Raw genomic sequence first — 25,502 nt, 5'->3', positions numbered from 1 at the left:
CGCTTAAGGAAAGAAAAAAGCAAGGGAAAGCATGTTTCCTTTGCTTCAAACTCGTTATTAATCATTCTTTTTAACAACACTAACTAAGACAAGGAGTTGGAAAATAGCCAAAACAAATAGGACCACAAAGCCATTTCGACTACCTTGAGCCGTTGCTCGTGCAAAGTCAATCTTGTGGTTAGTTTGACTCATAGCAACAATTAGAGATGCTAGTGTTGTTCCCACTGCTCCTGCAAATTGTTGGAGCGTGTTAAAGATGGCATTGGCATCAGCACGTTGGTCCAATGGCAATTGCTTTTGTCCGTTAGTCATAACATTACCAAAAGCAACTCCAAGCCCCGTCATAAAAATCATGTAAAAGACAAGGATTAAAGTATTTGAAAGAGAAAGACCGAACAAGCTAAATAGCAACTGAGCAAGAACAATAAGGCTTGCTCCAATCAGAATTGGTTTACGAGCTCCCATCTTATCTAAAATGATACCCGAAAACGGAGCAAATCCTGCACCAATGATAGCTCCTGGGAGGAGCATCAAGGCTGCAAGAGTGGTATTAGAGTGGTTAACCAACTGCACATAGTTTGGCAAGAGGAAACTCATCGCAAGGGAACCCAATTGGAAAGAAAAGAAAGCGATGATATGACCTGTCAGTTTACGATTTTTCAAAATAGAGAGATTGATGATAGGATTTTCTAATGTTGTAGAACGCCAAATCAAAATGACAAGACCTAAGATTCCAATCAAAAGCCAACCTAAGACTGAGAAGCTGAAGAAGGCATGTTCAGCAACCCCATGAAGGCCTAAAATCAATCCCAAGAAAAGAAAGATGGTAGCCACTAGACTGAGGATATCCAAAGATTCACGTTGCACCTCACTCTTTTGTTCAATCGAGCGAAGACCTGCAACCAGTGAAGCCAGGAGAATAGGAAACTGGACGAGGAAAATAGAACGCCAACCAAAGTGTGCTGTCAAAAGACCACCAACAGTCGGTCCAATGGCCGGTGCAACGGCTGTAATCAGTGTCCCAACTCCCATCATGAGACCAATCTTACGACTTGGCACCTGCTCCAAAATGATGTTAAACATGAGAGGTAGGGCAAAACCAACCCCCATCCCTTGAACCAATCGTCCCAAAACAACAAAGCCGAAACTAGGCGCTATAAAGTCGATAAGAACACCTAAAATAGACAAAAGGTTGGCGACCAGAAAGATGGTTTTCATCTTAAACGAGCGCTTGAGATAGGCAGATAAGGGAACCACGCAAGCAACCACTAGGAGATAAATGGTTGTAACCCACTGTACGGTTGACGTATTGACTGAAAATGCCTTCATCAATACGGGAAAGGTGATATTCATAGCTGTTTCACCAGCTACTCCACAAAATGAAAGAATCCCTGACGCAAAGATGGCACACAGGATCTTGGTGGAGATTTTTTCGTCTGACATAAGTATTTGTTCCTCCTAGATAAACTTAAAAATTACGGTAGTGTTGTAAGATTTTGAGAAAGACTTCTCTCTCTTTAGCTGAAAATTGTTGGGCAAACTCTTCCTCTTCTTTTCGAAGATAGGATTGACAGGCAGACGCGATTTTTACTGCCTTATCCGTTAAAACAACCGCTTTTTGCCTAGCGTCTTTCGATGAGGTATGTCGTTCGATAAGGCCTTTTTTCTCCATCCGCTGTAAGAGAACTGTCGTTGTCGAACGCTGAATCTCAAATTCGTGCTCAATGTCACGTTGAAATACCTCATGATTAGCATGATTGGTTATAAAATCGATAATGGCCATCTGATTTCCAGTCAAATCATACTGCCTAGCAAACTGATCAAAGTGGCGCATCATATTGTTATTGGCTTGCTTCAACAAGCGTCCAAAATGGTCCAAAAAACAACTCCTTAACTCTATTGTTAGCTAACTAACGTTATTTAGTATAAGAGTTTTAGAAGGTAATGTCAATAACTTTTCAAGAGATTTCCACTCAACTTTCAAGAGATTTCAAAAAAAACTCAAGGACTTAAATCCTTGAGTTGCTATATTTAGTCTTTCTTTACAGGAATTTCCTTAATTACACGCGCCGGATTCCCACCTAGAACCACATTGTCACCGAAGGACTTGGTTACCACGGCTCCTGCTCCAGCAACTACATTATCCCCTAAGGTCACTCCTGGGAGGATAGTCACGCCTCCACCGGCCCAGAAATTATCACCGATCGTAATTGGAGCACCATATTCAATGCCTGAATTACGCTCGGTTGGATCAAGCGGATGCAAGGGCGTCAAAAACTGACAATTAGGGCCAATCATGGCATTGTCACCAATCGTGATAGGACAGATATCCAGCATAGTCAAATTCCAGTTGGAATAGAAATTTTCACCAATATGGATATTAACACCGTAATCCGTAACGAACTGAGGATTCATGGCAACATTTTCACCAGTCGAACCAAACCAAGATTTGACAATCTCTGCCCTCTTGAGGCGATCAGGTTCAGCATTAAAGGCCCATTGTTTTTCTCTTGAGCTGGCCGCTAGAGCACGTAACTCAGGATCGCTTGGTTTATAAAAGTCACCTGCAATCATTTTTTCATATTCAGTTGGCATGGCATACTCCTTTTTGCTTCTTCTCCTATATTGTAGTATAGAAGTGATGTTACCACAAGCGAAACTCCCATACAAAAGCAAGTAAAATATTCATTCCCCTTAATTATATATCGATGGTCTCACCAACAGCTAAAACCCTATAACCTGCTGCTTCAACTTCTTTTTTAGTTGTCTTGTAATGACTATAGTCATCAATATGAATGGGATAAATCCTTTTAGGTTGAAGGAGATCATTCATTCGGTTTAACATTTTTAAGTCCATGGTAAATGGGCCACCAAAAGAACCTGATTTTACAGCACCTAAATTAGCAAAAATAGCATCTATATTTTTAGGGACAATTTGGATTAAGTCTGGGTACAAAACAGTATCACCGGTAAAATAAATGACTTTAGTTTCTGACGAACTGGTGATTGTTAGTTGATAGCCATTTACCTTACCAACTATCTTTCGCATGATGTAATTACTGGCATGATAAGCCGGTAAGGCTTTAATGGTAATACAGTAGTCAGCGACTTGAAATGCTTGTTCTTCTCCCCATCTTAAAACACTATTATTTAAACATGGCACCCCATCTAAAATTTTCCTATTAGGAGAAATGACCGTCTTCTCTTTCAGATAATCTTTCCCTACATCTTCCAAATGATCTTGATGCCCATGAGTAATTAGCCATACATCAACTTTGCTAAGAAGAGACTCATCCTTATGAACATGAGTTTGTTTCTCGGAGATAAATCCTTTAAACTGAACTAAAGTTCCCTTAGGAGATAAGTCAGGATCAATTCCAATATGAAATTGATTATCAATGGAAATGACGCCACATGCAACGCCACAATAAGTAAACGAAATAGACATAGTACCTCTTTTTATAACGACCATGAATTGAAAAACCAGTCATTAACAATAATGGAATGAGCATTTATGTGCATAGCTCTTGTAACTAGATTATAGTTTTTATCATCAATTTAATCAATGTCTGTTTATGTTTTGACGCCTTCTTTTACGTTTATAATACTTAGTTTCCACAGACCTCAGTTAGGTAATCCACAAAAAAATCCCAAGTGCACTAAGCAACTTGAGATTTTCTTTCTGTCTGGGCATGCCTGAGTCATTCAGGGCTTCATATTATTTGTCCTTTTGATCTTTGTGATCTTTTTTATTTTTCTTTTTACGTCCGTTGCGGCCAAGTCCTAGACCTGTTACCGATACGGTGAAGCCTGCGATATTGATGGTTTCTTCAATCTTACCTTTGCTTGCTTCTTCCTCATTTGAGAGATTAATTGGCATCTTGTGTTTAGAGCCTTTACCCTCAGCTTGACTTGAAACAGGTGCTTCAAAGTCATCGCCTGGTCCATAAGTGACTGGTCCATCATGAGCTTCCACTTGCTCTTCGACTTGGTCGAGAACTTCTAGGTCTTCAATCTCTTCAACAACAATATCGTCTGCCTTGTCTCCCTTAGGTTTACCGTTAATATCGCCTGTAAGCGGGATATAAACCACGGTTTCTTCAAGGTTACGTTGACCTACTGTCTTACCTTCAACCTTGTCCTTATCAGCACTGTAGCCTTCTACTTCAGGAGTGATGACTGTTTCAAACTGACCTTTATTTGAAGTCCAGTAGCTTGAACCAAGCTCTTCACCTGTAACCTTATCAATAGTCAAGCTACGTGTCCATTGAGCAGTTTGGATGTTATTGGCAGGAAGTTCTGCTTGTCCATCGCTAGATGTGTAGAGAACTGTGAAGGTTACGTCTTTGATGTAGCTTTCACGTTCTGGCCATTTAGCACCATCTGGATTAGCTGGGTTGATTGGTGTACCAGCTTCTTGGATGTTATCTGGACCTACTTGAACGGTACCATGACGAAGAGTAACCATGAAGTTTTGGTCAACATGTGAATCGCCATCAAAGATCACACCGTTTGTGAAGCCATCAGCAAGGAGGGTATAACCACGGTCGCTATAGTACTTGATACGTTCGATTGTTGAGTATTCAATCACTTCGCCTGATTTACCAAGCAAGTCAACCACTTCAAGTTTCTTACGAGTTGTACCGTCAACATAAGTGACTGTAGCTTTCTGAGCATCCTTGAGGTAAGTAACCACTTCCATGATTTCAGGAGTTTCCACAGAAACATCTGTCATTTCAGCGACTTCTATACGGTCTGGTGTAAATCCGACAACCTCTGGTGAAGGAACAGCTGAGAAGCCAGCTTGAGTACTTGACCATGCTTCATAATTGATAGCACCTGTCACAAGGTTTACATTAGCCAAACGTTTGAAATCAAGAACTTCAACGTAGTCGTCGCAAGCCAAGCCGCCTTCTTCGAAGACATACTGGATTGTACGTGTCACATCGGCACGGTTTTCGAGCATCTCTACGCTATTTGGCCAAACTGGACTATTAACATCATTTGGATCTACAACTTCACCTGCAACTGGTGCTGGCATATCTGGATCAATAAGAACCAAACGTTCACGAAGAACAACTTCGAAGACTTGATCAAAGTCAGAGTCACCATTGTAAGTGTGGTCAAAGGCTGCCGCATAACCATCGTTGACGAGCTCATAACCTTGTTTGAGCAAGTTTGCGATTTGTTCATCAGTAGAGTAGTCAATCTTCTCACCTGAGCTTCCAATGACGACATCACGAGTCAATTCTGACTTATCAAGCTCATTCATGTAAAGGATAATAGCTTTTTGCTCATCCTTAGCATAAACCACGTTGGTATCTTGACCTGGGTGTTCTGGAGTAATAAAGGCCTTTTCAGAAATGTAACCAAGAACATCTGGAACAACTGTTTCCATAGCCATGGTTGGATCTTCAGGATCGTTGTTGTAGTATGGAGTAGGTGCATTTTCAATAGGTGTACCATACTCATCCACTGGAATAATCTTACCAAGCTCTGTGTAAGTAACTGTATCTTCCACTTCTGGAAGGTCAGGGCGAACTTCAAGTCCACCAGCTTGACGTTTATCTGCAAAGAAGCCATCTACAACTGGAACTTCTACAACATCGTAAGTGAAGCTGTCTTGATCCCAAGTGCTTGTTTGTTCCACTTGGTTAAATTTACCGTGGAAGCTGAAGCTATCTTGAATGTTGATAACTGGATCTTTGTAGCCTGCGCCTTGGAAGGTAACCGTTTGTTTCGTATCTTGTGTGATATCATCCAAGATCGGTTCGTAAACCAAAGTTTGGTCCACGCTGAGGTCAATTGGCAATACCAATTCACTTTCAGCTTGGTAGCCAGCAACTTGTGGTGCTGGTGTTTCAATAACTTGCGTAGCATCATGAGGATCATTAGCATAATGAACTGGCTCTGCATCCGCGATTGGATTACCAAAGGTATCAACAGGGATAATCTTACCGAGTTCTTTATAGACAACACTGTCTGTAGCTTCTGGTTTATCAGGTGTAACGACCTGCATACCAGCCACTGCCTTGTCCGCATAGTAACCTTCGATAACTGGGACATTAACCTTAGCAAAGGTATAGCTGTCTTGATCCCAAATGTAAGTGTCTTCTGCTTGGTTATATTGACCAGTGAAGGTGAAGTCTGACTGGATATTAACAGACGGTGTTGCTTCGCCAGCTCCTTTGAAGAAGACCGTTTGCAAGGTTGGTTGCGTTACATCTTCAAGGATTGGAGCGTACTCAACAAGAATATCGTCTGTCAAGCTCTCAGGCATGACACTTTGTTGCATTGGACGGTAACCCGGAATGTGAGGAACAAGTGTCTCACTAACCTTAGTTGGGTTATTAGCATCGTTGTTGAAGGTTGGCGTTGGAACGTTTGGAATCAAGCGTCCATTCGCATCAATAGGAATGATCTTACCAAGTGGAACGTAGGTAATGGTTTCTTCGATATTATCTTCAGTAACCTCTCTACCTTTTACTTCTACTCTATCAGCAAAATAGCCTAAAACAACTGGTGCATAGATGTCATAATACTTGGTCTTGTTTGGTGACCATTCTGTCTCATCAACAAGCTCACCTGTGACCTTGTCAAAGGTAAGGGTACGGACCCAATAAGCCTTTTGCACATCGGCATCCGGTAAATCCGCATTGCCGTCTGTACTCTTGTAAAAGACTGTGAAGCTTACTTCTTTCTCGTAAGCATACTTAGATGGCCACTTAGGTCCATCTGGATTATTAGGATTGATTGGAGTATCTGGGACTTGTTCATGGTCAGGCCCTACCTTGGCAACATCGTGTTGCAAGAGGACAAACCACTCTTGATCATCAATATCCTTGTCATCAAAAATGGCATCTTTAGGGAATTCGTCCTGAATCAAGTCATATCCCATGTCCTTGAAAGTCTTGATACGTGTTGCTGTTCCGTATTCAATCGCTTCACCCAATTCACCGGTCAACTGGTCACTAACCAAGTAAGCACCGGTAGTTTCATCAATATAAGTGATGCTGGCTTTCTTGAAAATTTTACGATACACAACCGGAGTATCCCCTCCTGGTTTGTTCGGTACTACACTTTTAATATCTGTCATATAATCTTGAACAGCTGGTGTTGCTGTCTCACCCGCCTTTCGTGGATCTTTTTTGTTATTGTTATATTGCTTAGTCAAAGCACCTGGAATATATTCCCCATCTTCTGTCACAGGGATAATGCGTCCCAATTTCCTATAGGTCACATGTTCCGTTACCGTTGGCACATAGGGTGTGACAACGTTAAAACCCGCTTCTTTTTGGTCAGCGAAATAGCCCTGGACAACTGGTACCGATATCTTAGGATAGGTATAACTGTCCTTGTCCCATTCGATTAAGCCAGTCTTCCTATCTCTAGTCCCCGTAAAAACATGATTTTCCATGACTTCAGGGTCTGGAGTTTTAGAATCCGCTCCTTGAAAAATAATCTCTTGCTTTGATGGAATCCTCACGGTTTCCGATTGGGCATGATTATCAAAGAGGGCTTCGTCAGCTCTAGCAAAATCTAATGGAGAGGGGGCACTGTGGTCAGAGCGACTTTTTGGGTTAGTCAATAATTTAGAAAGATCTATAGTATCAACCAAATCAGAGTCCGCTGATTTATGTGCAATATGCTCTTCAGCAGTTCTTGCTGCTGCTTCAGTCGCATCTTCCCTATAGGCTCTCAAAAATACTCCCCCTTTCTTCTTTTTATGAGAAATAAAATCCTATACTTGCTAAGTTCTCATGGAAATCTTTTCTATTAAGATTTCATTTTCCCTCGGAGAAGCTAACAAGTTCTTATCAAAGATTAAAATTTTTGATATCTCTTATATATACTATAATACGAGAATCGAATTTTTACAAGTAAGGTGTAAGAACTTTAATCATTTTAACCCCTAAGTGAAAAAATAGTGCTTTAATGTGCAATATCTATCAAGTAGTTTACGAAAGTGACATCAAAATGAGATTACCCCGATAACTTAAATGATGAGTCTTTAATGGAGTTTTCTCTCCCTAAAGACACTCTCATAAGAAATAGACTATAAACTATCACAACTACTTCTCATCTTTGAAAGACTAGAACCTTACCTCAGTTGTAAGGGAACAACCTAAGAGAATGGCACAGAGAAGGTCTGTGCCTAGTCCTCGACTATGGAATGCCAATGAATAACTAGCATTACTTTTAGTATAGATTGACTTTTACGCTTCGTCAATAGATTGGAACCATTTAATGAAATTCCCCAGTTTCTCAAGTTTCTCGTATTAAGTTATAAATAACTAATAGCTTTTTTAGCATGATTACTTTTTCATGGAACTACAGATGTAATGATTACTATCAGACTATCATGACTAACTCAAGATGGTTTTAAAATCACTTGTTCAGCCATCATTAAATCCTTAACGAAATCCGAACATGCCATAAAAACCGAGACTACTGTCTCGGTTCATACAGTTTGGAAACGATTAGATTTGTCCTCGGCCTTGAGCGTCAAAGTAAACCCACCATCCTGGACTCACTTCAACCCAACGGTTAACAGCCATCTCACCTGAATTTGGATCATAGTAACGAACAACGCCGTTCACACGAACCAAATGACCTTTGATTTGCTTACCATTGTTATCAAAGAGGAGGTTTTGACCATTGATAGTAACCATGCCTTTGACAGCATTACCATTACCATCGAAGTAATACCAGCTACCATCGATTTCATGGAATTGATTACGGTAAAGCTCACCTGAATTTACATCATAGTAACGAAGGTTGCCATCAACATTAGCCAAAGCACCTTTCACTTGACGACCATTTTGATCAAAGTAGAGGTTTTGACCATTGATATTTTGTGAACCTTTTACGGCTGCTCCATCATTATTGAAGTAAGCCCAAACACCTGGTTCAATTTCAACAAAACGGTTGCGAGCCATTTCACCTGAGTTTGCATCATAGTAACGGATTGTTCCATTCTCGTTAACAGTACGCCCTTTAACTTGGACACCATTGTTATCGAAGAAGAGTTCTTGACCATTGATGTTTTGGTGACCTGTCACACGTTTACCATTACCATCGTAGTATGCCCAAACGTTATTACCAATTTGTACGAATTGGTTGCGGCCTGATGTATTGTTATTGTTGTTATCTGGTTTTGGATCTTGTTTACCGTTTGCATTCAAGACACCGTTTTGGTCGTAGTAGAATACTTGACCTCTACGGTTTTGACGGTAACCATCACGCAATTGCACCCCATTAGCGAGGAAGAAGTATTGTTTACCATCGATAGTCTTTTCACCGATTGCCATACGGCCTGTATTATCAAAGTAGTAGACATTTCCGTCGTTATCTTTGATGAAGGCATTCTTAGCATATTGACCATTGTTATAACGGTATCTTACAGAGAAGAGACGTTTTTCAAATTTACCACTACCATCACCGTTTTGGTTATCACCATTAGTTGATTGGTTGCTTCCGACAACTTTTGGAAGGCTAACCTTACCTCCATTTGTACCGTAGTAACCGTTGAGACCATTCTTAAGCACGTACTCTGAACCACGGTCAAGAATGTTAGTACCATTCATGTACTTCGCAGACCACTTCGTAATCTTCTCGTCAGTTGTCATACGTTTACCGTTAGAGATTTGAACACGGTCAAAGATTTGTGGGTAGAGACGTTTCAATTCATCAAGGAAGGCACCACCATATTTACCTTGGTAGTCATTACCAAAGGTACGTGTTTTAGCGGCATAGAGGCTATGGTTGATGATTGCGCCATCTTTAGTTTCACCGTAGTTATTAACACGAGTTGCAGTAACTACTTCGTCACCTGGAAGGTTGTAGATTTGGTCTGGAACCCAGTCAGCAATCGCTGAAATTCCCACTGCATGGAGGGCTTTAAGAGCTGCCTTCAAGTCAGCCAATGAACCATACTTGTTGTCCTTACTCATGGCAATGTCATAACGGTCTGTGAAAGCATAACCATTTTGGATGACTGAGTCAAGGAAAGTACCATCATCACTTGAAACGTATTGTGGTGCAAGTTCGAATGATGTAATACCCCATGATTTGAAGAGACTAGCATTTTCAGCAATCTTCTTATTAGTGTATTGTGATGGATTTTGAACGAAGTCTTGGAAGTTAGAGAAACCTTCGTAGATAACTTGTGAATCAAGGACAGCATTTGATTCGTAGACCAAACCACTGCTGTTTTTCTCTTTACTTGGTGCTACACGCACATCTTGAGTTTCAGAAGCTCCTACTGGCACCCAAACAGCAAGGTAACCATCAACTTGAGGATTACGGATACCACGGATTTCGTTTGCATTAAATGTCAAATTACCATTACCATCAGTGTATTTGACAATGCCGTTAGCATCGCTATCATTCAAGTAAGTAGCCACACCATCGTTTGTTGTCAAAAGCAATGGACGATAAGCTTGGTTACGGTGAGCCGCACCCATGTTAATTGTCAAGTTGCTTGTCAAACGAAGGGCTGGTTGGTTTGAAACGATAACTGCCATACCTTGGTTGCGTGTTTCTGCTGTACCAGCATCAGAAGCACTGTTAGCCCCTGTACCATAACGTACAGATGTCAAGACACCTGCAGCATCCCAACCATTAGTATTACCATAACCGATGTAGTTAACCTTCATATCTTGACCGCCGGCTGCATAGCGGATACGACCTTTCAAGAGGGTTTCAATAGCATCATAATATGGTGATTTTTTAGCCATATATTGACCATCATCTGTGTACATGTCTCCATAGTAAACACGTGGCACAGTGTCCTTATGCGTAAGCATCAAGGCATATGCTGATGGGATGTTATATTGTGTGTATTGCTTGTTGGCACTACGCATGTCTCTGTTGTAGATTTCAAAGGCTTTCTTCATTTCATCAAGAGTGAAGGTATTCCCTGTTGATTGAGGGTTGATTTCATTTTTGATGATTTGACCAATGATTGATTGTACCTCTGAATCGTGGGCACGAACAAATGAGTAGTTAGCCATACGTTTAGAGTTTTTACCACTTTCAGAACGGTCATTTAAACTATTTGAAATGAGTGGTTCAACTCCTGAACGGTTACCAATTGGACGCAAGAGTGAATATACCAATGCTAAGTGCATAGGGTCATCCATTGGCAACTGAGCACCCTTTGTATCTTCATTGTAGTAGGCATCGTTGTGAGACCATGCTTCCAAGATAGACAAGTGTTTAATAGCTTGTTCTTGGCTTTGGTCAGAACCATACTTAGCTTTGAAGTAATCTGAAGCAATTTGAAGAAGGTCAGCATTGACATTATCCACGGCATCGACACGAACACCATCGAAGTTTTCATCTTCAGAACCACCAGTAATAGTACCGATGTTCATGATGTAGTGGAGCCAGTTCAACTGCTCAGCTTGAACCGCTGGGTTTGAGTTGTCGATATCATTAGCCAACAAGAACTCGAAACCACCGTTACTTGTATCCTTAGTATACTTAGGATTGTGTTTACCTGTTTGGCTAGTTGGTGTGCGGTTCAAGAGACGATAGTCAGAGTTAGCATGACTTGTACGACTATCGTTGTTATAGAGAAGGGCACCACCTTGCAAGTGATCGCTGTTATCAAGATTTTCAGAAGTTGAATTCCAACCTGGTTGGGTCTTCACGAAATTTTTGATAGTTGTACGCAACCAGTCAGTGTTGCCTTCACGCGCAATACGTTCTTCAATACGCTTTTGAACTTCAAGCGCTGCTTGGTCCATCTGAGTTTGTGAGCTGAATGACGTATAGGTTTGATTAGTACCGAGACCTTGCTCCTTCATATAGTTGAGGTAGCTCGCTTGGATAGCCTTGCTTGGCCACCAAACTGTAAGCAATGGACGTTTGTCATTTTCAGTTGAAGCAGTCCACTCTTTACCATCTTTCAAGATTTCTTTTGGACGGTACCATGTGTTGGCAGTGAAGTAACCATCAACGAGTTCGATATCTTTATCAGTTGTACCATAAAAGGCATTATTGTCACCATTTACAGTAACGTTTGTGTTTGTGCTATCAGCTGATGAACCTGTTCCACCGTTCTTGTCGAAACGGTATTCTTTTTGGTTAGACAATTCACCAGTTTCAGCGTTGAAGTATTGGCTGCCGCCGTTACGTTCGAGGACATAGTTCTTACGAATAGTGCCATCATCTTCAACGTAGTATTGTTTACCATCGATTGTTTTGATGTGGCTTGGACCATCAGTTACGACATTGTTAGTTGCTGGAAGGTCGTTATTTACTACTGTGACAGTATTGTTGGCATTGTTAGTATTGCCGTTAACTGGGGTAGCACGACGGCCTCCTGTAGGACCACGGCGAGCACCAGTCGCACGACGTTCACGTGTCGCTGCGCGATCAGTAACTGTTGTAGTGTTGTTATTTGTTGTATCAACAGCTGTATCATTGGTTGCTGTTGTATCTGTTGTAGTTGCCACACGATCAGTGCCGACTGTCGCTGCCGTATCAACAGCATTCGCTGCAACTGTATTTGTTGTATCAGTTGTCAAATCGAAAGTTGCTGTTGGAGCTACTTGGTCAGTTGCGGCATTGTTTGTCGTTGCAACTGCTGTAGTTGGATCCTGAGCAGCCGTTGTATCGTTAGATACAGTCCCCGTATCAACAGTAATATCGGGGATGGCTACAGTAGCATCCGTGTGTTCGTCGGCCTGAACGACACCGTCGTTAGTCCCTAAAGAAACCGCTGAGACTGCACCGAGTGACATCCCTGTAACTGCGATGGTTACCCATTGTTTCTTAACTTTGTGCATCTTATAATGTACTTTTTTGTCCATAATAAAAAGACTCCTTTTTCCCATTTATAGCTTCATTCTAAATCATTGAAAGCTTTTTTTCAATAAGATTCGATAAATTTTCATAATTTTTAGAAAAGTCCTTTTATTACTTTAATGACATTAGTTTTAAATGAGTGTTTTGGAATGTAAAAATACTTATTTTAGTGTTGTTGAGAGAAAGATAATTGATAATCTATAGCTATTTAGAATGATTATTGATAAGGTGTTTCTTTTAATGGGATTACAAGGAACTCTAATGAAAATTCACAAAAACCTTAAGGCACTTCTCTCAAAGCGACAAAAAATACCTTCCTTACCAAACCATTAGGTCTGTTAAGATGGTGTCTTTTTTAGTTTAGCTTCTCATATAAAAACTAAATTCTAACTATCTAAGCCATTCATTACTTACTGAGGTGTAAGGGCTTTAAATTGGGGCACTATAGTGCCAGTAAGAAAGCAGAACATCGAGCAATAATTCATCTTATAAAAATGGCTCAAAAGCCTATTGATCTTGCTGAAACTAAGGAAAAAAGGAGTATAATAAAGGTGAAAAGAGTTAACCTATTTAGATACAAATAGAGGGGTAGGTGAGAAAGATATCAGTACAACATACAAACTTCAACACAAGCCAAGATAAGAGTGAGACTGGTCAAGAGGTCATTAAGCCGGACCTCATTAAGAATAATTCTCCAGACAACAGAGTTGCTTCTATTCTCCTGTCAATTGCCTTTTATTTAGCCATAGTTTATCTTGTCTTATTCTTGCTCTTCGGTCTGTCAAATCCTTGGGGAATGCTTATAATAATTTTCCTAGCACCTAGTTTGATTAGTTTTATCATTGCAACTATTTTAACAGGTATTGGTCGTAAAAAAGGTAATAAAAACTTCTTATACACAAGCATCATTTTTTATATAGCTTCTGTCCTTTTTGCTTATGACCCTGACTGGGGAGTTTTTCGATTTATTCCGATTCTGTTAACTATTCTCGTAACTGTGGGAACAGTGATGTATAAACAAGATAATGAGCAAACCAACAAATAGGAGTCCATGTTTAAGTGGTCTCCTATTTTTATGTAGTCGGTAGTATTTCAAAAGGTTTGTTCCATTTTGAAACTATCACAACATCTCCAAATCAAAAAACACCTTCAAGCTAGAATGGTTAGCTAACATGAAGGTGTTTTATTGTGCTTATCTGAGCATTGCAAAGACTATTACAATTCTGAAATACGAATAATCTTCGACCTATTCTTCATCTTTCTTACGTTTAGTAAGAAAGGCGAGACCTGTTGCAGTTGCCAAAGCACCAAATGCCATTGACAATGATGAGTTTTCCTCACCAGTCTTAGGAAGCGCTTGGCTTCCACGTTTGTGCTTAAGATCTTTCACTTCAGAAGTTGATTCTGAGGCACTTGTTGAGGCAGAGGTTGAAAGACTTGCTGAAGTACTCAATGATGTTGAAATACTTGTTGAAGCACTTGTGCTTTCAGAGACACTCAAGAATGCTGATGTAGAAGCGGATTCTGATACTGAAACGCTTGATGAAGCGGATTCTGAGACAGAAGCACTTGTTGAGACTGACTCAGACGTGCTGGCTAATCCTGACGCACCTACTGAGGCTGACGTAGATACTGAAGCGGATGCGCTCGCTGACGCTGACTCAGAGGCTGATGTGCTTACTGAGACTGACGCAGAGGCTGATGCTGATTCAGATACGCTTACTGATTCTGATGCAGAGACTGAAGCGGATGCGCTCGCTGACGCTGACGCAGAGGCTGAAGCAGATGTGCTTACTGAGACTGACGCAGAGGCTGATGCAGATTCAGATACGCTCACTGATTCTGACGCAGAGACTGAAGCGGATGCGCTCGCTGACGCTGAAGCAGAGGCTGATGCAGATTCTGATGCGCTTACTGATTCTGAGACAGAGACTGAAGCGGATGCACTTGATGACGCTGACGCAGATTCAGAAACTGATGTGCTCGCTGATTCTGATGCAGAGACTGAAGCGGATGCGCTCGCTGACGCTGAAGCAGATGCTGATGCAGAGGCTGATGCAGATTCTGATGCGCTTACTGATTCTGAGACAGAGACTGAAGCGGATGTGCTTGCTGACGCTGATGCTGATTCAGAGGCACTTGTTGATTCTGACGCAGAGGCTGAAGCAGATTCAGAGGCGCTTACTGATTCTGAGACAGATGTGCTTGCGCTTTGCGACTCGCTCAATGATACAGACTCACTTACAGAAATTGAAGCACTTACAGAGGCTGATTGTGATTCACTCAATGAGACACTCAATGATGCTGACTCTGATACTGAAACTGATGTACTTACTGAGGCTGACGCAGAGACTGAAACTGATGCGCTCGCTGATTCTAACGCAGATGCTGAAGCTGACTCAGATACAGAAACTGATGTGCTTACTGACGCTGACTCAGATGCAGAGACTGATGCAGATGTGCTTGCTGACGCTGACTCTGATGCGCTTACTGATTCTGAGACAGAGACTGAAGCGGATGTACTTGCTGACGCTGACTCTGATGCAGATGTACTTACTGAGACTGACGCAGAGACTGAGTTTGAAAGAGACTGTGATTCTGAGATAGAGGCACTTGTTGATGCAGACTCAGAATTTGAAACTGATTGTGATTCACTGATTGAAGCACTTACAGATGTACTTTCAGAATTAGATACTGATTGTGAGCCTGAAACAGATGCACTCAATGACGCCGACTCACTCAATGATGCTGAATTAGATGTCGAAATCGATTCACTTGTTGAAATGAAGCTTGAAGCCGAGTTCGAAATAGACTCAACAGTTGAAATGATTGTAGAAATTGAAGCACTGAAGGCTTGAGACTGGCTTTCAAATACAGAAGCACTCAAAGAGCTTGATGTACTCAATGATTCTGATTCAGAAGCCGAAACTGACGCACTTGTACTTCGAGATTCACTCAATGATGCTGACTCACTAGCTGAAATTGAAGCACTTTCTGAAGCTGATTCTGAAGTTGAAGCAGATTGTGATTCTGAGATTGATTCACTTACTGACGCTGACTCGGAATTTGAGACAGACTGTGATTCTGAAACTGATGCACTTTCTGAAGCTGATTCTGAGTTAGACACTGATTGTGATTCAGAAACTGATGCACTCTCTGACGCTGATTCTGAGTTTGATACAGACTGTGATTCTGAGACAGACGCACTTGTTGATGCTGACTCTGAGTTAGACACTGATTGTGATTCTGAAACTGATTCACTTACTGAGGCTGACTCTGAGTTAGACACTGATTGTGATTCAGAAACTGATGCACTTACTGACGCTGATTCTGAAGTTGAAGTAGATTGTGATTCTGAGATTGATTCACTTACTGACGCTGACTCGGAATTTGAGACAGACTGTGATTCTGAAACTGATGCACTTTCTGAAGCTGAAACTGAGTTCGATTCGGATTGTGATGCTGACGTTGATTCACTCTCTGAGGCTGAAATTGAGTTCGATTCGGATTGTGATGCTGACGTTGACTCACTCTCTGAAGTTGAAACTGAATTCGATTCGGATTGTGACGCTGACGTTGATTCACTCTCTGAAGTTGAAACTGAGTTTGATTCGGATTGTGACGCTGACATTGATTCACTTTCTGAAGTAGAAACTGAGTTTGATTCGGATTGTGACGCTGATGTTGATTCACTCTCTGAAGTTGAAACTGAGTTTGACTCGGATTGTAATGTCGACGTTGACTCGCTCTCTGAAGTCGAAACTGAATTCGACTCTGATTGTGACGCTGATATCGATTCGCTCTCTGATGCTGACTCTGAGTTTGACTCTGATTGTGACTCACTAATTGATTCGCTTACTGAAGCTGACTCGGAAGTTGAAACAGACTGTGATTCTGAAATTGATTCACTTACTGACGATGATTCTGAGTTGGAAACAGACTGTGATTCTGAATTTGATTCACTTACTGACGATGATTCTGAATTAAACACTGATTGTGATTCTGACACTGACGCACTCAATGATGCTGACCCAGAATTTGAAACAGACTGTGATTCTGAAACTGAAGCACTCTCTGAGGCTGACTCGGAGTTTGAAATAGACTGTGATTCTGATACTGATTCACTTACAGAGGCTGATTCTGAATTTGAGGCAGATTGTGAGGCTGAAACAGACGCACTTACTGAGACTGAAACTGAGTTTGACTCGGATTGTGACGCTGATGTCGACTCACTCTCTGAAGATGAAACGGAATTCGACTCTGATTGTGATTCTGAAATTGATTCACTTGTTGAAGCCGACTCAGAAGTTGAAACAGACTGTGACTCTGAAATTGAAGCACTTACTGAGGCTGAAGTTGAATTTGACTCTGATTGTGATGTCGACGTTGAGGCACTTTCTGAAGCTGATTCTGAAGTTGAAACTGATTGTGACTCTGAAATTGAAGCACTTACTGAGGCTGAAGTTGAGTTTGACACTGATTGCGACTCAGAGATTGATTCGCTTACAGACGCGGATTCTGAGTTGGAAACAGACTGTGAGACTGAAATTGATTCACTTACTGACGATGATTCTGAATTAGACACTGATTGCGACTCAGAGATTGATTCGCTTACAGACGCGGATTCTGAAGTAGACACTGATTGTGATTCTGAAATCAACTCACTTGCAGATGCAGACTCGGAATTAGACAATGATTGTGATTCGCTTACTGATGCACTTTCTGATGCTGACTCTGAGTTTGAAACGGATTGTGACTCAGATACTGAAGCACTCTCTGAAGCGGACTCGGAAGTCGAGACTGATTGCGATTCAGACACTGATGCACTCGCTGAGGCTGATTCGGAATTTGATACGGATTGCGACTCTGAAACAGACGCACTCTCTGAAGCGGACTCACTTTGTGAGACACTAGTCTTCAAAGACTCACTCAAGGAACTTGAAATGCTCTCCGATTTCTCAACACTCAATGACGCACTCGTTGAGGCGGATTGACTTTGTGAGACGCTTGTCTTCAAGGATTCACTCAAAGAACTTGAAATGCTCTCCGATTTCACGGCACTCAATGATGTACTTGTTGAGGCGGATTGACTTTGTGAGACGCTTGTCTTCAAGGATTCACTCAAAGAACTTGAAACGCTCTCCGATTTCACGGCACTCAATGATGTACTTGTTGAGGCTGACTCACTTTGTGAGACACTAGTCTTCAAAGACTCACTCAAGGAACTTGAAATGCTCGCCGATTTCACGGCACTCAATGATGTACTTGTTGAGGCTGATTGACTTTGTGAGACGCTCGTCTTCAAGGACTCACTCAAGGAACTTGAAATGCTCTCCGATTTCACGGCACTCAATGATGTACTTGTTGAGGCTGATTGACTTTGTGAGACGCTCGTCTTCAAGGACTCACTCAAGGAACTTGAAACACTTGCTGATTTCTCAACACTCAATGACGCACTCGTTGAAGCAGACTCACTTTGTGAGACGCTCGTCTTCAAGGACTCACTCAAGGAACTCGAGACACTCTCCGATTTCTCAGCACTCAATGACACACTCGTTGAAGCAGATTCACTTTGTGAGACGCTCGTCTTCAAGGACTCACTTAAGGAACTTGAAACGCTCGCCGATTTCTCAGCACTCAAAGACGCACTTTTTGATGCGGATTGACTTTGCGAAACGCTCGTCTTCAAGGATTCGCTCAAGGAACTTGAAATGCTCGCCGATTTCTCAACACTCAAAGACGCACTCGTTGAAGCAGACTCACTTTGTGAGACGCTCGTCTTCAAGGACTCACTTAAGGAACTTGAAACGCTCGCCGATTTCACGGCACTCAAAGAAGCACTCGCTGAGGCTGATTGACTTTGTGATTTTGAAACACTCTGTTGTGCTGATAAACTCAAGGAATTTGAGACACTCTGTGACTTCACGACACTCAATGACGCACTCGTTGAAGCAGATTGGCTTTGTGATCTTGAAACACTCTGTTGTGCTGATAAACTCAAGGAACTTGAGACACTCTGTGACTTCACGACACTCAATGACGCACTCGTTGAAGCAGATTGGCTTTGTGATTTTGAAACACTCTGTTGTGCTGATAAACTCAAAGAACTTGAGACACTCGCTGACTTCACAGTACTCAAAGACGCACTTGTTGATGCAGATTGACTTCGAGATTGGCTTGTCTTCAAAGATTCACTCAAAGAACTTGAGACACTTTTTGAAGCAACCGTGCTCAATGAAAGTCTGGTCGATGCAGACTGCTTAGTGGACTCACTTTGACTTTGAGAAATCGATTCCTGCTTAGACTGACTGGCACTTTGCGACACTGACTGGCTGTGATCACTATCCGACAATTTCACCGTCACAACATTCGTCGTACTGTCTTTATAAGTAATCGTTACCGTACCATCACTATTAACCGTATAAGATTTAATACGGTTGGCAGCCTCTGGATTCAAGACCGACACAGCCGCAATAATCTTGCTTTTATCTGCATCTGTTAAGGCAGTCAGGCTGGTCACCTGAATAGTGCTAGTTGGGGCCATTCCTGGTGTACGATCTGCTAAGCGCCCCTGAGTAATACGAATCTCACCCAAGCCATTTGGACGGTTCATATTTGAAGCATTGTCAATCGCAGCAACATTACGTTGCCATGTGTTTCGGAAGGAATGGTAAAGGTCATCCTTCAAATGAATGGTCGCTGTGATGGTTGCAGGATTGTCACTCGTTGCTGTGATATCTCCCGTAATCGGTGCAATATTACCTGTTCCATACTGGCTACTACCAAAGAAATTTCCGTTCAAGGCATTGTCATTCAAGTCGGCTCTTGCAACGACTTTCATTTCTTTAAGCTTGCCACTGTCATCTGTAGCCGTGAAAGTCAAAACAGCATCATCGCCAGCATAGATGGTATAGTTTTTCCCGCCACCTTCAAGAGGCGTAGACTCAGGTTCCACACCATCGACAGTCAACTTGGCCGTCACTTCAGGACGAGTTCCGTCCGTTACAGCCACGGAATTGCTGGCATCTGAGTATACCGCATAATCATCATACATGATGCGAGCTTTGGCTGTTACACCACCTGTTTGTAACTTAACTGTCGGCGTCACAATCGCTTGACCCGAAGCATCTGCCACTGCTGTTCCCACTTCGTCGTCATTATTGTATAGAACGACTGTAGAACCTGGCTCAGCTCCTGTCACCGTTACAGGTGTCTGCGTGTAAGCCTTGTCCAATAATCTCGTTTCAACCGTTGGTGCTGCAAGTCGCTTCACTGGAGCCGTCACATCATTTGTGGTGTTATCTTTATAAGTAATAGTCACCACACCAGATGTTGAAACCGAATAAGATTTAAAGTCCTTTGAAGTGGCAATATTTGGGTTAGCAGTCTTAAAGGCCTCCCAAACCTTATCTTTTTCGGCTTGAGCGAGATTACTTGTGTCATTAACAAAAGTACTCGTTGTCACAGCCGTAATCGGGTTTCGAATGCCATCATTTTGTGGCAAAACCTGAATACGAAGCGTACGTGTCACTGACTGCTTAGCCGTATTAGTCACTACAAAAGAAACATTATAAATTTTCCCAGGCGTTACGACTTCTGTCTGGCCAACAGTTCCAAAAATATTAAAGGCAACTGCACTATTTTTCAATGCAGAGGTCTGTGGCACGTTGATCCCATTCACACGATCACTACCAGAAGCGTAGCCAATGCTTTTAATACTATTTCGTGTAGGAATGGTTTCAACAACATTATAAGCCTGATTGATGTAGTCAGAGTTATAAACAGAAATCAAGGCATTGTTAGCCGGACCTAAATTATACTGGGGTGCACGAAGGTTGCTATTAGCATCAATGCGAGAACCATTACGAGGATCACGCTGACCAGATGTCGCACGAAGCACCGCATTGGCAAGACTATTTCTAGCCTGACGAGCCTGAGTTATCGTAGGAGACACATCACTATCACGATCAGCCAGACTGACACGAATGGCATCCAAGGCTTTATCTCCCTTGAGAATAGCAGCATCCGTATTTGGCAAATCAACAGCTTGAGCTTTATAGGTATAAATGTCTAAGGCTAAATCTTTGAGACGCTTTTCTTGTTCTAAACGCTCAGCATCAGCCACAACCGAGGCAGCTAGCAGCCCAGTCGCCGTATCAGATAATTGGCGATTCGTTTGCACTTCAGATGTCAAGGAAGCGTTTAACAAGGTTGACTCTGAGCTGACAAGGGATAGCCCTACTTTAGAGTCGCTACCACTATCACTCTTGCTAACTGACTGAACAGATGCACTTGCACTATGCTCTGATGATTTTTCAGCTGCGCTCTCTGACAGACTATGTGAAGAAGAATCCGTCTGACTTACTGATTCCGACTTAGAAGCTAATGAAACTGACAAGGAAGCAGAAAGAGAGGCACTCAATGACAAGGATGTCGATCTTGAAGCTAATTCAGAAGCAGACACCGACTGGCTGCGTGATAAAGACTCACTTAAAGAAGCCTCCGAAATCTGACTTGACGCAGTTTCTGATGACTCTTGACTATTTACCTGACTCTCTTGAACACTGGACACAGACTCCATATTTCCAAGAACAACGGAATCAGATGCAGCCAAGAGATCAGTCTTAACTCCTGCTTCACTTTCCAAAATCGGCTGATCAGTCATTTCATCCGCATGAGCTACTTGAGTCGCAACAGAACCACCTAACAAGGCCCCCGTTGCAAGCACTCCCTTAAGCACTGTCTGACCTGAAAAAGCAGGTGCATCCACCTCTACCTGATGGGCAGCAACAGACGGTGTATCCACACCCCCTCTAAGCACCTTGAAAAGACCAAAATTCGACGTCGCCGCACGAAGCCAGTGCTTCCCTGACTTAACCAATTTAAAGCGTGTCACACGATCGGTTTCACGATATTGACCTTCATTCCTTCTAAAAAACATATATACTCCATTTATTTTTGATTAAAACACTCCTTTAAATTTTATCATAAAATTAAGCAAAAAATCTCATTTCGAGATTGCTTTCTAGCGATTAATCCTTTCTTTCATATCTCTAAAAATACGATAATAATGGTAACCCTAAGACTTATTAAAACTATTTGTATTTTTAGAATATCAGACTAAAAAAATCCCCTACCAATTAGGAAATCACTCTAATCGATAGGGGATATTTAATTGTCTTAGCTAGAAGATAATGATTAAACTTACTAAGACTTAGAAGTCTTCACTCTCTTCTTCATCTTTCTTACGTTTAGCAAGAAAGGCGAGACCTGTTGCAGTTGCCAAAGCACCAAATGCCATTGACAATGATGAGTTTTCCTCACCAGTCTTAGGAAGCGCTTGGCTACCACGTTTGTGCTTAGGATCTTTCACTTCAGAAGTTGATTCTGAGGCACTCAATGAGGCAGACACTGAAACACTTGTTGAGGCAGAGGTTGAAAGACTTGCTGAAGTACTCAATGATGTTGAAGCACTTGTGCTTTCAGAGGCACTCAAGAATGCTGATGTAGAAGCTGACTCTGATTCTGAAACGGATGCGCTCGCTGACGCTGACACAGATGCTGATGCAGATTCAGATGCGCTTACTGATTCTGAGACTGAGACTGAAGTGGATGTACTTGCTGAGGCTGACGCAGATGCTGATGCAGATTCAGATGCGCTTATTGATTCTGAGACTGAGACTGAAGCGGATGTACTTGCTGATTCTGAGACAGAGACTGATGTAGATACGCTTACTGATTCTGACGCAGATACAGAAACTGATGTGCTTGTTGATTCTGACGCAGAGGCTGAAGCAGATTCAGATGCACTTACTGATTCTGAGACTGAGACTGAGTTTGAAACAGACTGTGATTCTGAGATAGAGACTGAAGCGGATGTACTTGCTGACGCTGACTCTGATACAGAAACTGATGTGCTCGCTGACGCAGAGGCTGAAGCAGATTCAGATGCACTTACTGATTCTGAGACTGAGACTGAAGCGGATGTACTTGCTGATTCTGACGCTGAGACTGATGTGCTTGCTGACGTTGACTCTGATGCAGATGTGCTTACTGAGACTGACGCAGAGACTGAAGCGGATGCGCTCGCTGACGCTGATACAGAAACTGATGTGCTCGCTGATTCTAACGCAGATTCTGAAACAGATTCAGAGGCGCTTACTGATTCTGAGACTGAGACTGAAGCGGATGCGCTCGCTGACGCTGACGCTGATGCTGATGCAGATTCAGAGGCGCTTACTGATTCTGAGACTGAGACTGAAGCGGATGTACTTGATGATTCTGACGCAGAGACTGATGCAGATTCAGATGCGCTTGTTGATTCTGAGACAGAGACTGAAGCGGATGTGCTTGCTGACGCTGACTCAGATGCTGATGTGCTTACTGAGACTGACGCTGATGCTGATGCTGATGTGCTTGTTGATTCTGACGCAGAGACTGAAGCGGATGTGCTTGCTGACGCTGACGCTGATGCTGATGCTGATGTGCTTGCTGACGCTGACGCAGAGACTGATGCAGATACGCTTACTGATTCTGACGCAGATACAGAAACTGATGTGCTCACTGACGCTGACTCTGATACAGAAACTGATGTGCTCGCTGATTCTGATGCAGAGACACTCGCTGAGGCTGAAGCAGAGACTGAGTTTGAAACAGACTGTGATTCTGAGATAGAGGCACTTGTTGATGCAGACTCAGAATTTGAAACTGATTGTGATTCACTGATTGAAGCACTTACAGATGTACTTTCAGAATTAGATACTGATTGTGAGCCTGAAACAGATGCACTCAATGACGCCGACTCACTCAATGATGCTGAATTAGATGTCGAAAGCGATTCACTTATTGAAATGAAGCTTGAAGCCGAGTTCGAAATAGACTCAACAGTTGAAATAATTGCAGAAATTGAAGCACTGAAGGCTTGAGACTGACTTTCAAATACAGAAGCACTCAAAGAGCTTGACGTACTCAATGATACTGATTCTGAAGCCGAAACTGACGCACTTGTACTTCGAGATTCACTCAATGATGCTGACTCACTAGCTGAAATTGAAGCACTTTCTGACGCTGACTCTGAATTAGACACTGATTGTGATTCTGAAACTGATGCACTTTCTGAAGCTGATTCTGAAGTTGAGACAGACTGTGATTCTGAAACTGACGCACTTTCTGATGCTGACTCTGAGTTTGATACAGACTGTGATTCAGAAACTGATGCACTTTCTGACGCTGATTCTGAGTTTGATACAGACTGTGATTCAGAAACTGATGCACTCTCTGACGCTGATTCTGAGTTTGATACAGACTGTGATTCTGAAACTGATTCACTTACTGATGCTGACTCTGAATTAGACACTGATTGTGATTCTGAAACTGATGCACTCTCTGACGCTGATTCTGAGTTTGATACAGACTGTGATTCAGAAACTGATGCACTTACTGACGCTGACTCGGAATTTGAGACAGACTGTGATTCTGAAACTGATTCACTTACTGATGCTGACTCGGAATTAGACACTGATTGTGATTCTGAAACTGACGCACTTTCTGACGCTGACTCTGAGTTTGATACAGACTGTGATTCAGAAACTGATGCACTTACTGACGCTGATTCTGAAGTTGAAGTAGATTGTGATTCTGAGATTGATTCACTTACTGACGCTGATTCTGAGTTTGATACAGACTGTGATTCAGAAACTGACGCACTCTCTGACGCTGATTCTGAATTAGACACTGATTGTGATTCACTTACTGACGCACTTTCTGAGGCTGATTCTGAGTTTGAAACAGACTGTGATTCAGAAACTGATGCACTCTCTGACGCTGATTCTGAGTTTGAAACAGACTGTGATTCAGAAACTGACGCACTCTCTGACGCTGATTCTGAATTAGACACTGATTGTGATTCACTTACTGACGCACTTTCTGAGGCTGATTCTGAGTTTGAAACAGACTGTGATTCAGAAACTGATGCACTCTCTGACGCTGATTCTGAGTTTGAAACAGACTGTGATTCAGAAACTGACGCACTCTCTGACGCTGATTCTGAGTTAGACACTGATTGTGATTCACTTACTGACGCACTTTCTGAGGCTGAAACTGAATTTGAGGCAGATTGTGACGCTGACGTTGATTCACTTTCTGAAGTTGAAACTGAGTTTGATTCGGATTGTGAAGCTGATGTCGATTCACTTTCTGAAGTTGAAACTGAGTTTGATTCGGATTGTGACGCTGACGTTGATTCACTCTCTGAGGCTGAAACTGAATTTGATTCGGATTGTGAAGCTGATGTAGACTCACTTTCTGAAGTTGAAACTGAGTTTGACTCGGATTGTGATGTGCTTACTGATGCACTTTCTGAAGTTGAAACTGAGTTTGACTCAGATTGTGATGTCGACGTTGATTCGCTCTCAGAGGTAGAAACTGAGTTTGACTCGGATTGTGACGCTGATGTTGATTCACTTTCTGAAGTAGAAACTGAGTTTGACTCGGATTGTGATGTGCTTACTGATTCACTTTCTGAAGTAGAAACTGAATTTGATTCTGACTGTGATGCTGATGTCGATTCACTCTCTGAAGTTGAAACTGAGTTTGACTCGGATTGCGATGTTGACGTTGACTCACTCTCTGAAGTCGAAACTGAATTTGATTCCAGCTGTGATGTGCTTACTGATGCACTTTCTGAA

9 protein-coding genes are annotated in these 25,502 nt (G+C 42.1%); 1 reads left to right on the top strand and 8 read right to left on the bottom strand.

The window, feature by feature from the left end:
* Positions 1-57: 57 nt before the first annotated feature.
* The 6 genes from ACYVQ1_RS04680 to ACYVQ1_RS04655 form a co-directional block, all read right to left on the bottom strand.
* Positions 58-1,443: an MFS transporter gene (locus ACYVQ1_RS04680; protein ID WP_461249989.1), complete on the bottom strand. Its 1,386-nt coding sequence runs from the start codon at positions 1,441-1,443 to the stop codon at positions 58-60.
* A gap of 25 nt (positions 1,444-1,468) precedes the next feature.
* Positions 1,469-1,879 (bottom strand): MarR family winged helix-turn-helix transcriptional regulator, encoded by a 411-nt coding sequence (locus ACYVQ1_RS04675; RefSeq protein ID WP_461249988.1) that lies wholly within the window; start codon positions 1,877-1,879, stop codon positions 1,469-1,471.
* Between the two features lie 152 nt (positions 1,880-2,031).
* On the bottom strand, positions 2,032-2,595 hold the full coding sequence (locus ACYVQ1_RS04670; RefSeq protein WP_002886933.1) for a sugar O-acetyltransferase: 564 nt from the start codon (positions 2,593-2,595) through the stop codon (positions 2,032-2,034).
* 103 nt (positions 2,596-2,698) lie between these two features.
* The gene (locus tag ACYVQ1_RS04665) at positions 2,699-3,448 is read right to left on the bottom strand and encodes an MBL fold metallo-hydrolase (RefSeq protein ID WP_455451635.1); all 750 of its coding nucleotides are present in this window, start codon (positions 3,446-3,448) and stop codon (positions 2,699-2,701) included.
* Positions 3,449-3,718: 270 nt separating this feature from the next.
* Positions 3,719-7,702 carry a mucin-binding protein gene (locus ACYVQ1_RS04660; RefSeq protein WP_461249987.1) on the bottom strand — a complete coding sequence of 1,328 codons (3,984 nt, stop codon included), beginning with the start codon at positions 7,700-7,702 and terminating at the stop codon, positions 3,719-3,721.
* Positions 7,703-8,480: 778 nt separating this feature from the next.
* Positions 8,481-12,821 (bottom strand): glycoside hydrolase family 70 protein, encoded by a 4,341-nt coding sequence (locus ACYVQ1_RS04655; protein WP_461249986.1) that lies wholly within the window; start codon positions 12,819-12,821, stop codon positions 8,481-8,483.
* A gap of 587 nt (positions 12,822-13,408) precedes the next feature.
* Here ACYVQ1_RS04655 and ACYVQ1_RS04650 point away from each other — a divergent pair.
* A complete protein-coding gene (locus ACYVQ1_RS04650; RefSeq protein WP_461249985.1) occupies positions 13,409-13,861 on the top strand; it encodes a hypothetical protein in 453 nt (150 codons plus the stop codon).
* 201 nt (positions 13,862-14,062) lie between these two features.
* Here the strand turns inward: ACYVQ1_RS04650 and ACYVQ1_RS04645 are convergent, their stop codons facing one another.
* Both ACYVQ1_RS04645 and ACYVQ1_RS04640 read right to left on the bottom strand, forming a co-directional pair.
* The gene (locus ACYVQ1_RS04645; RefSeq protein ID WP_461249984.1) at positions 14,063-21,757 is read right to left on the bottom strand and encodes an accessory Sec-dependent serine-rich glycoprotein adhesin; all 7,695 of its coding nucleotides are present in this window, start codon (positions 21,755-21,757) and stop codon (positions 14,063-14,065) included.
* Between the two features lie 273 nt (positions 21,758-22,030).
* The coding region (locus tag ACYVQ1_RS04640; RefSeq protein ID WP_461249983.1) for an LPXTG cell wall anchor domain-containing protein at positions 22,031-25,502 on the bottom strand (3,472 nt) is incomplete at its 5' end.

This window comes from Streptococcus parasalivarius (genome assembly GCF_054785155.1).
This window is presented reverse-complemented; position numbering and strand designations above follow the sequence as displayed.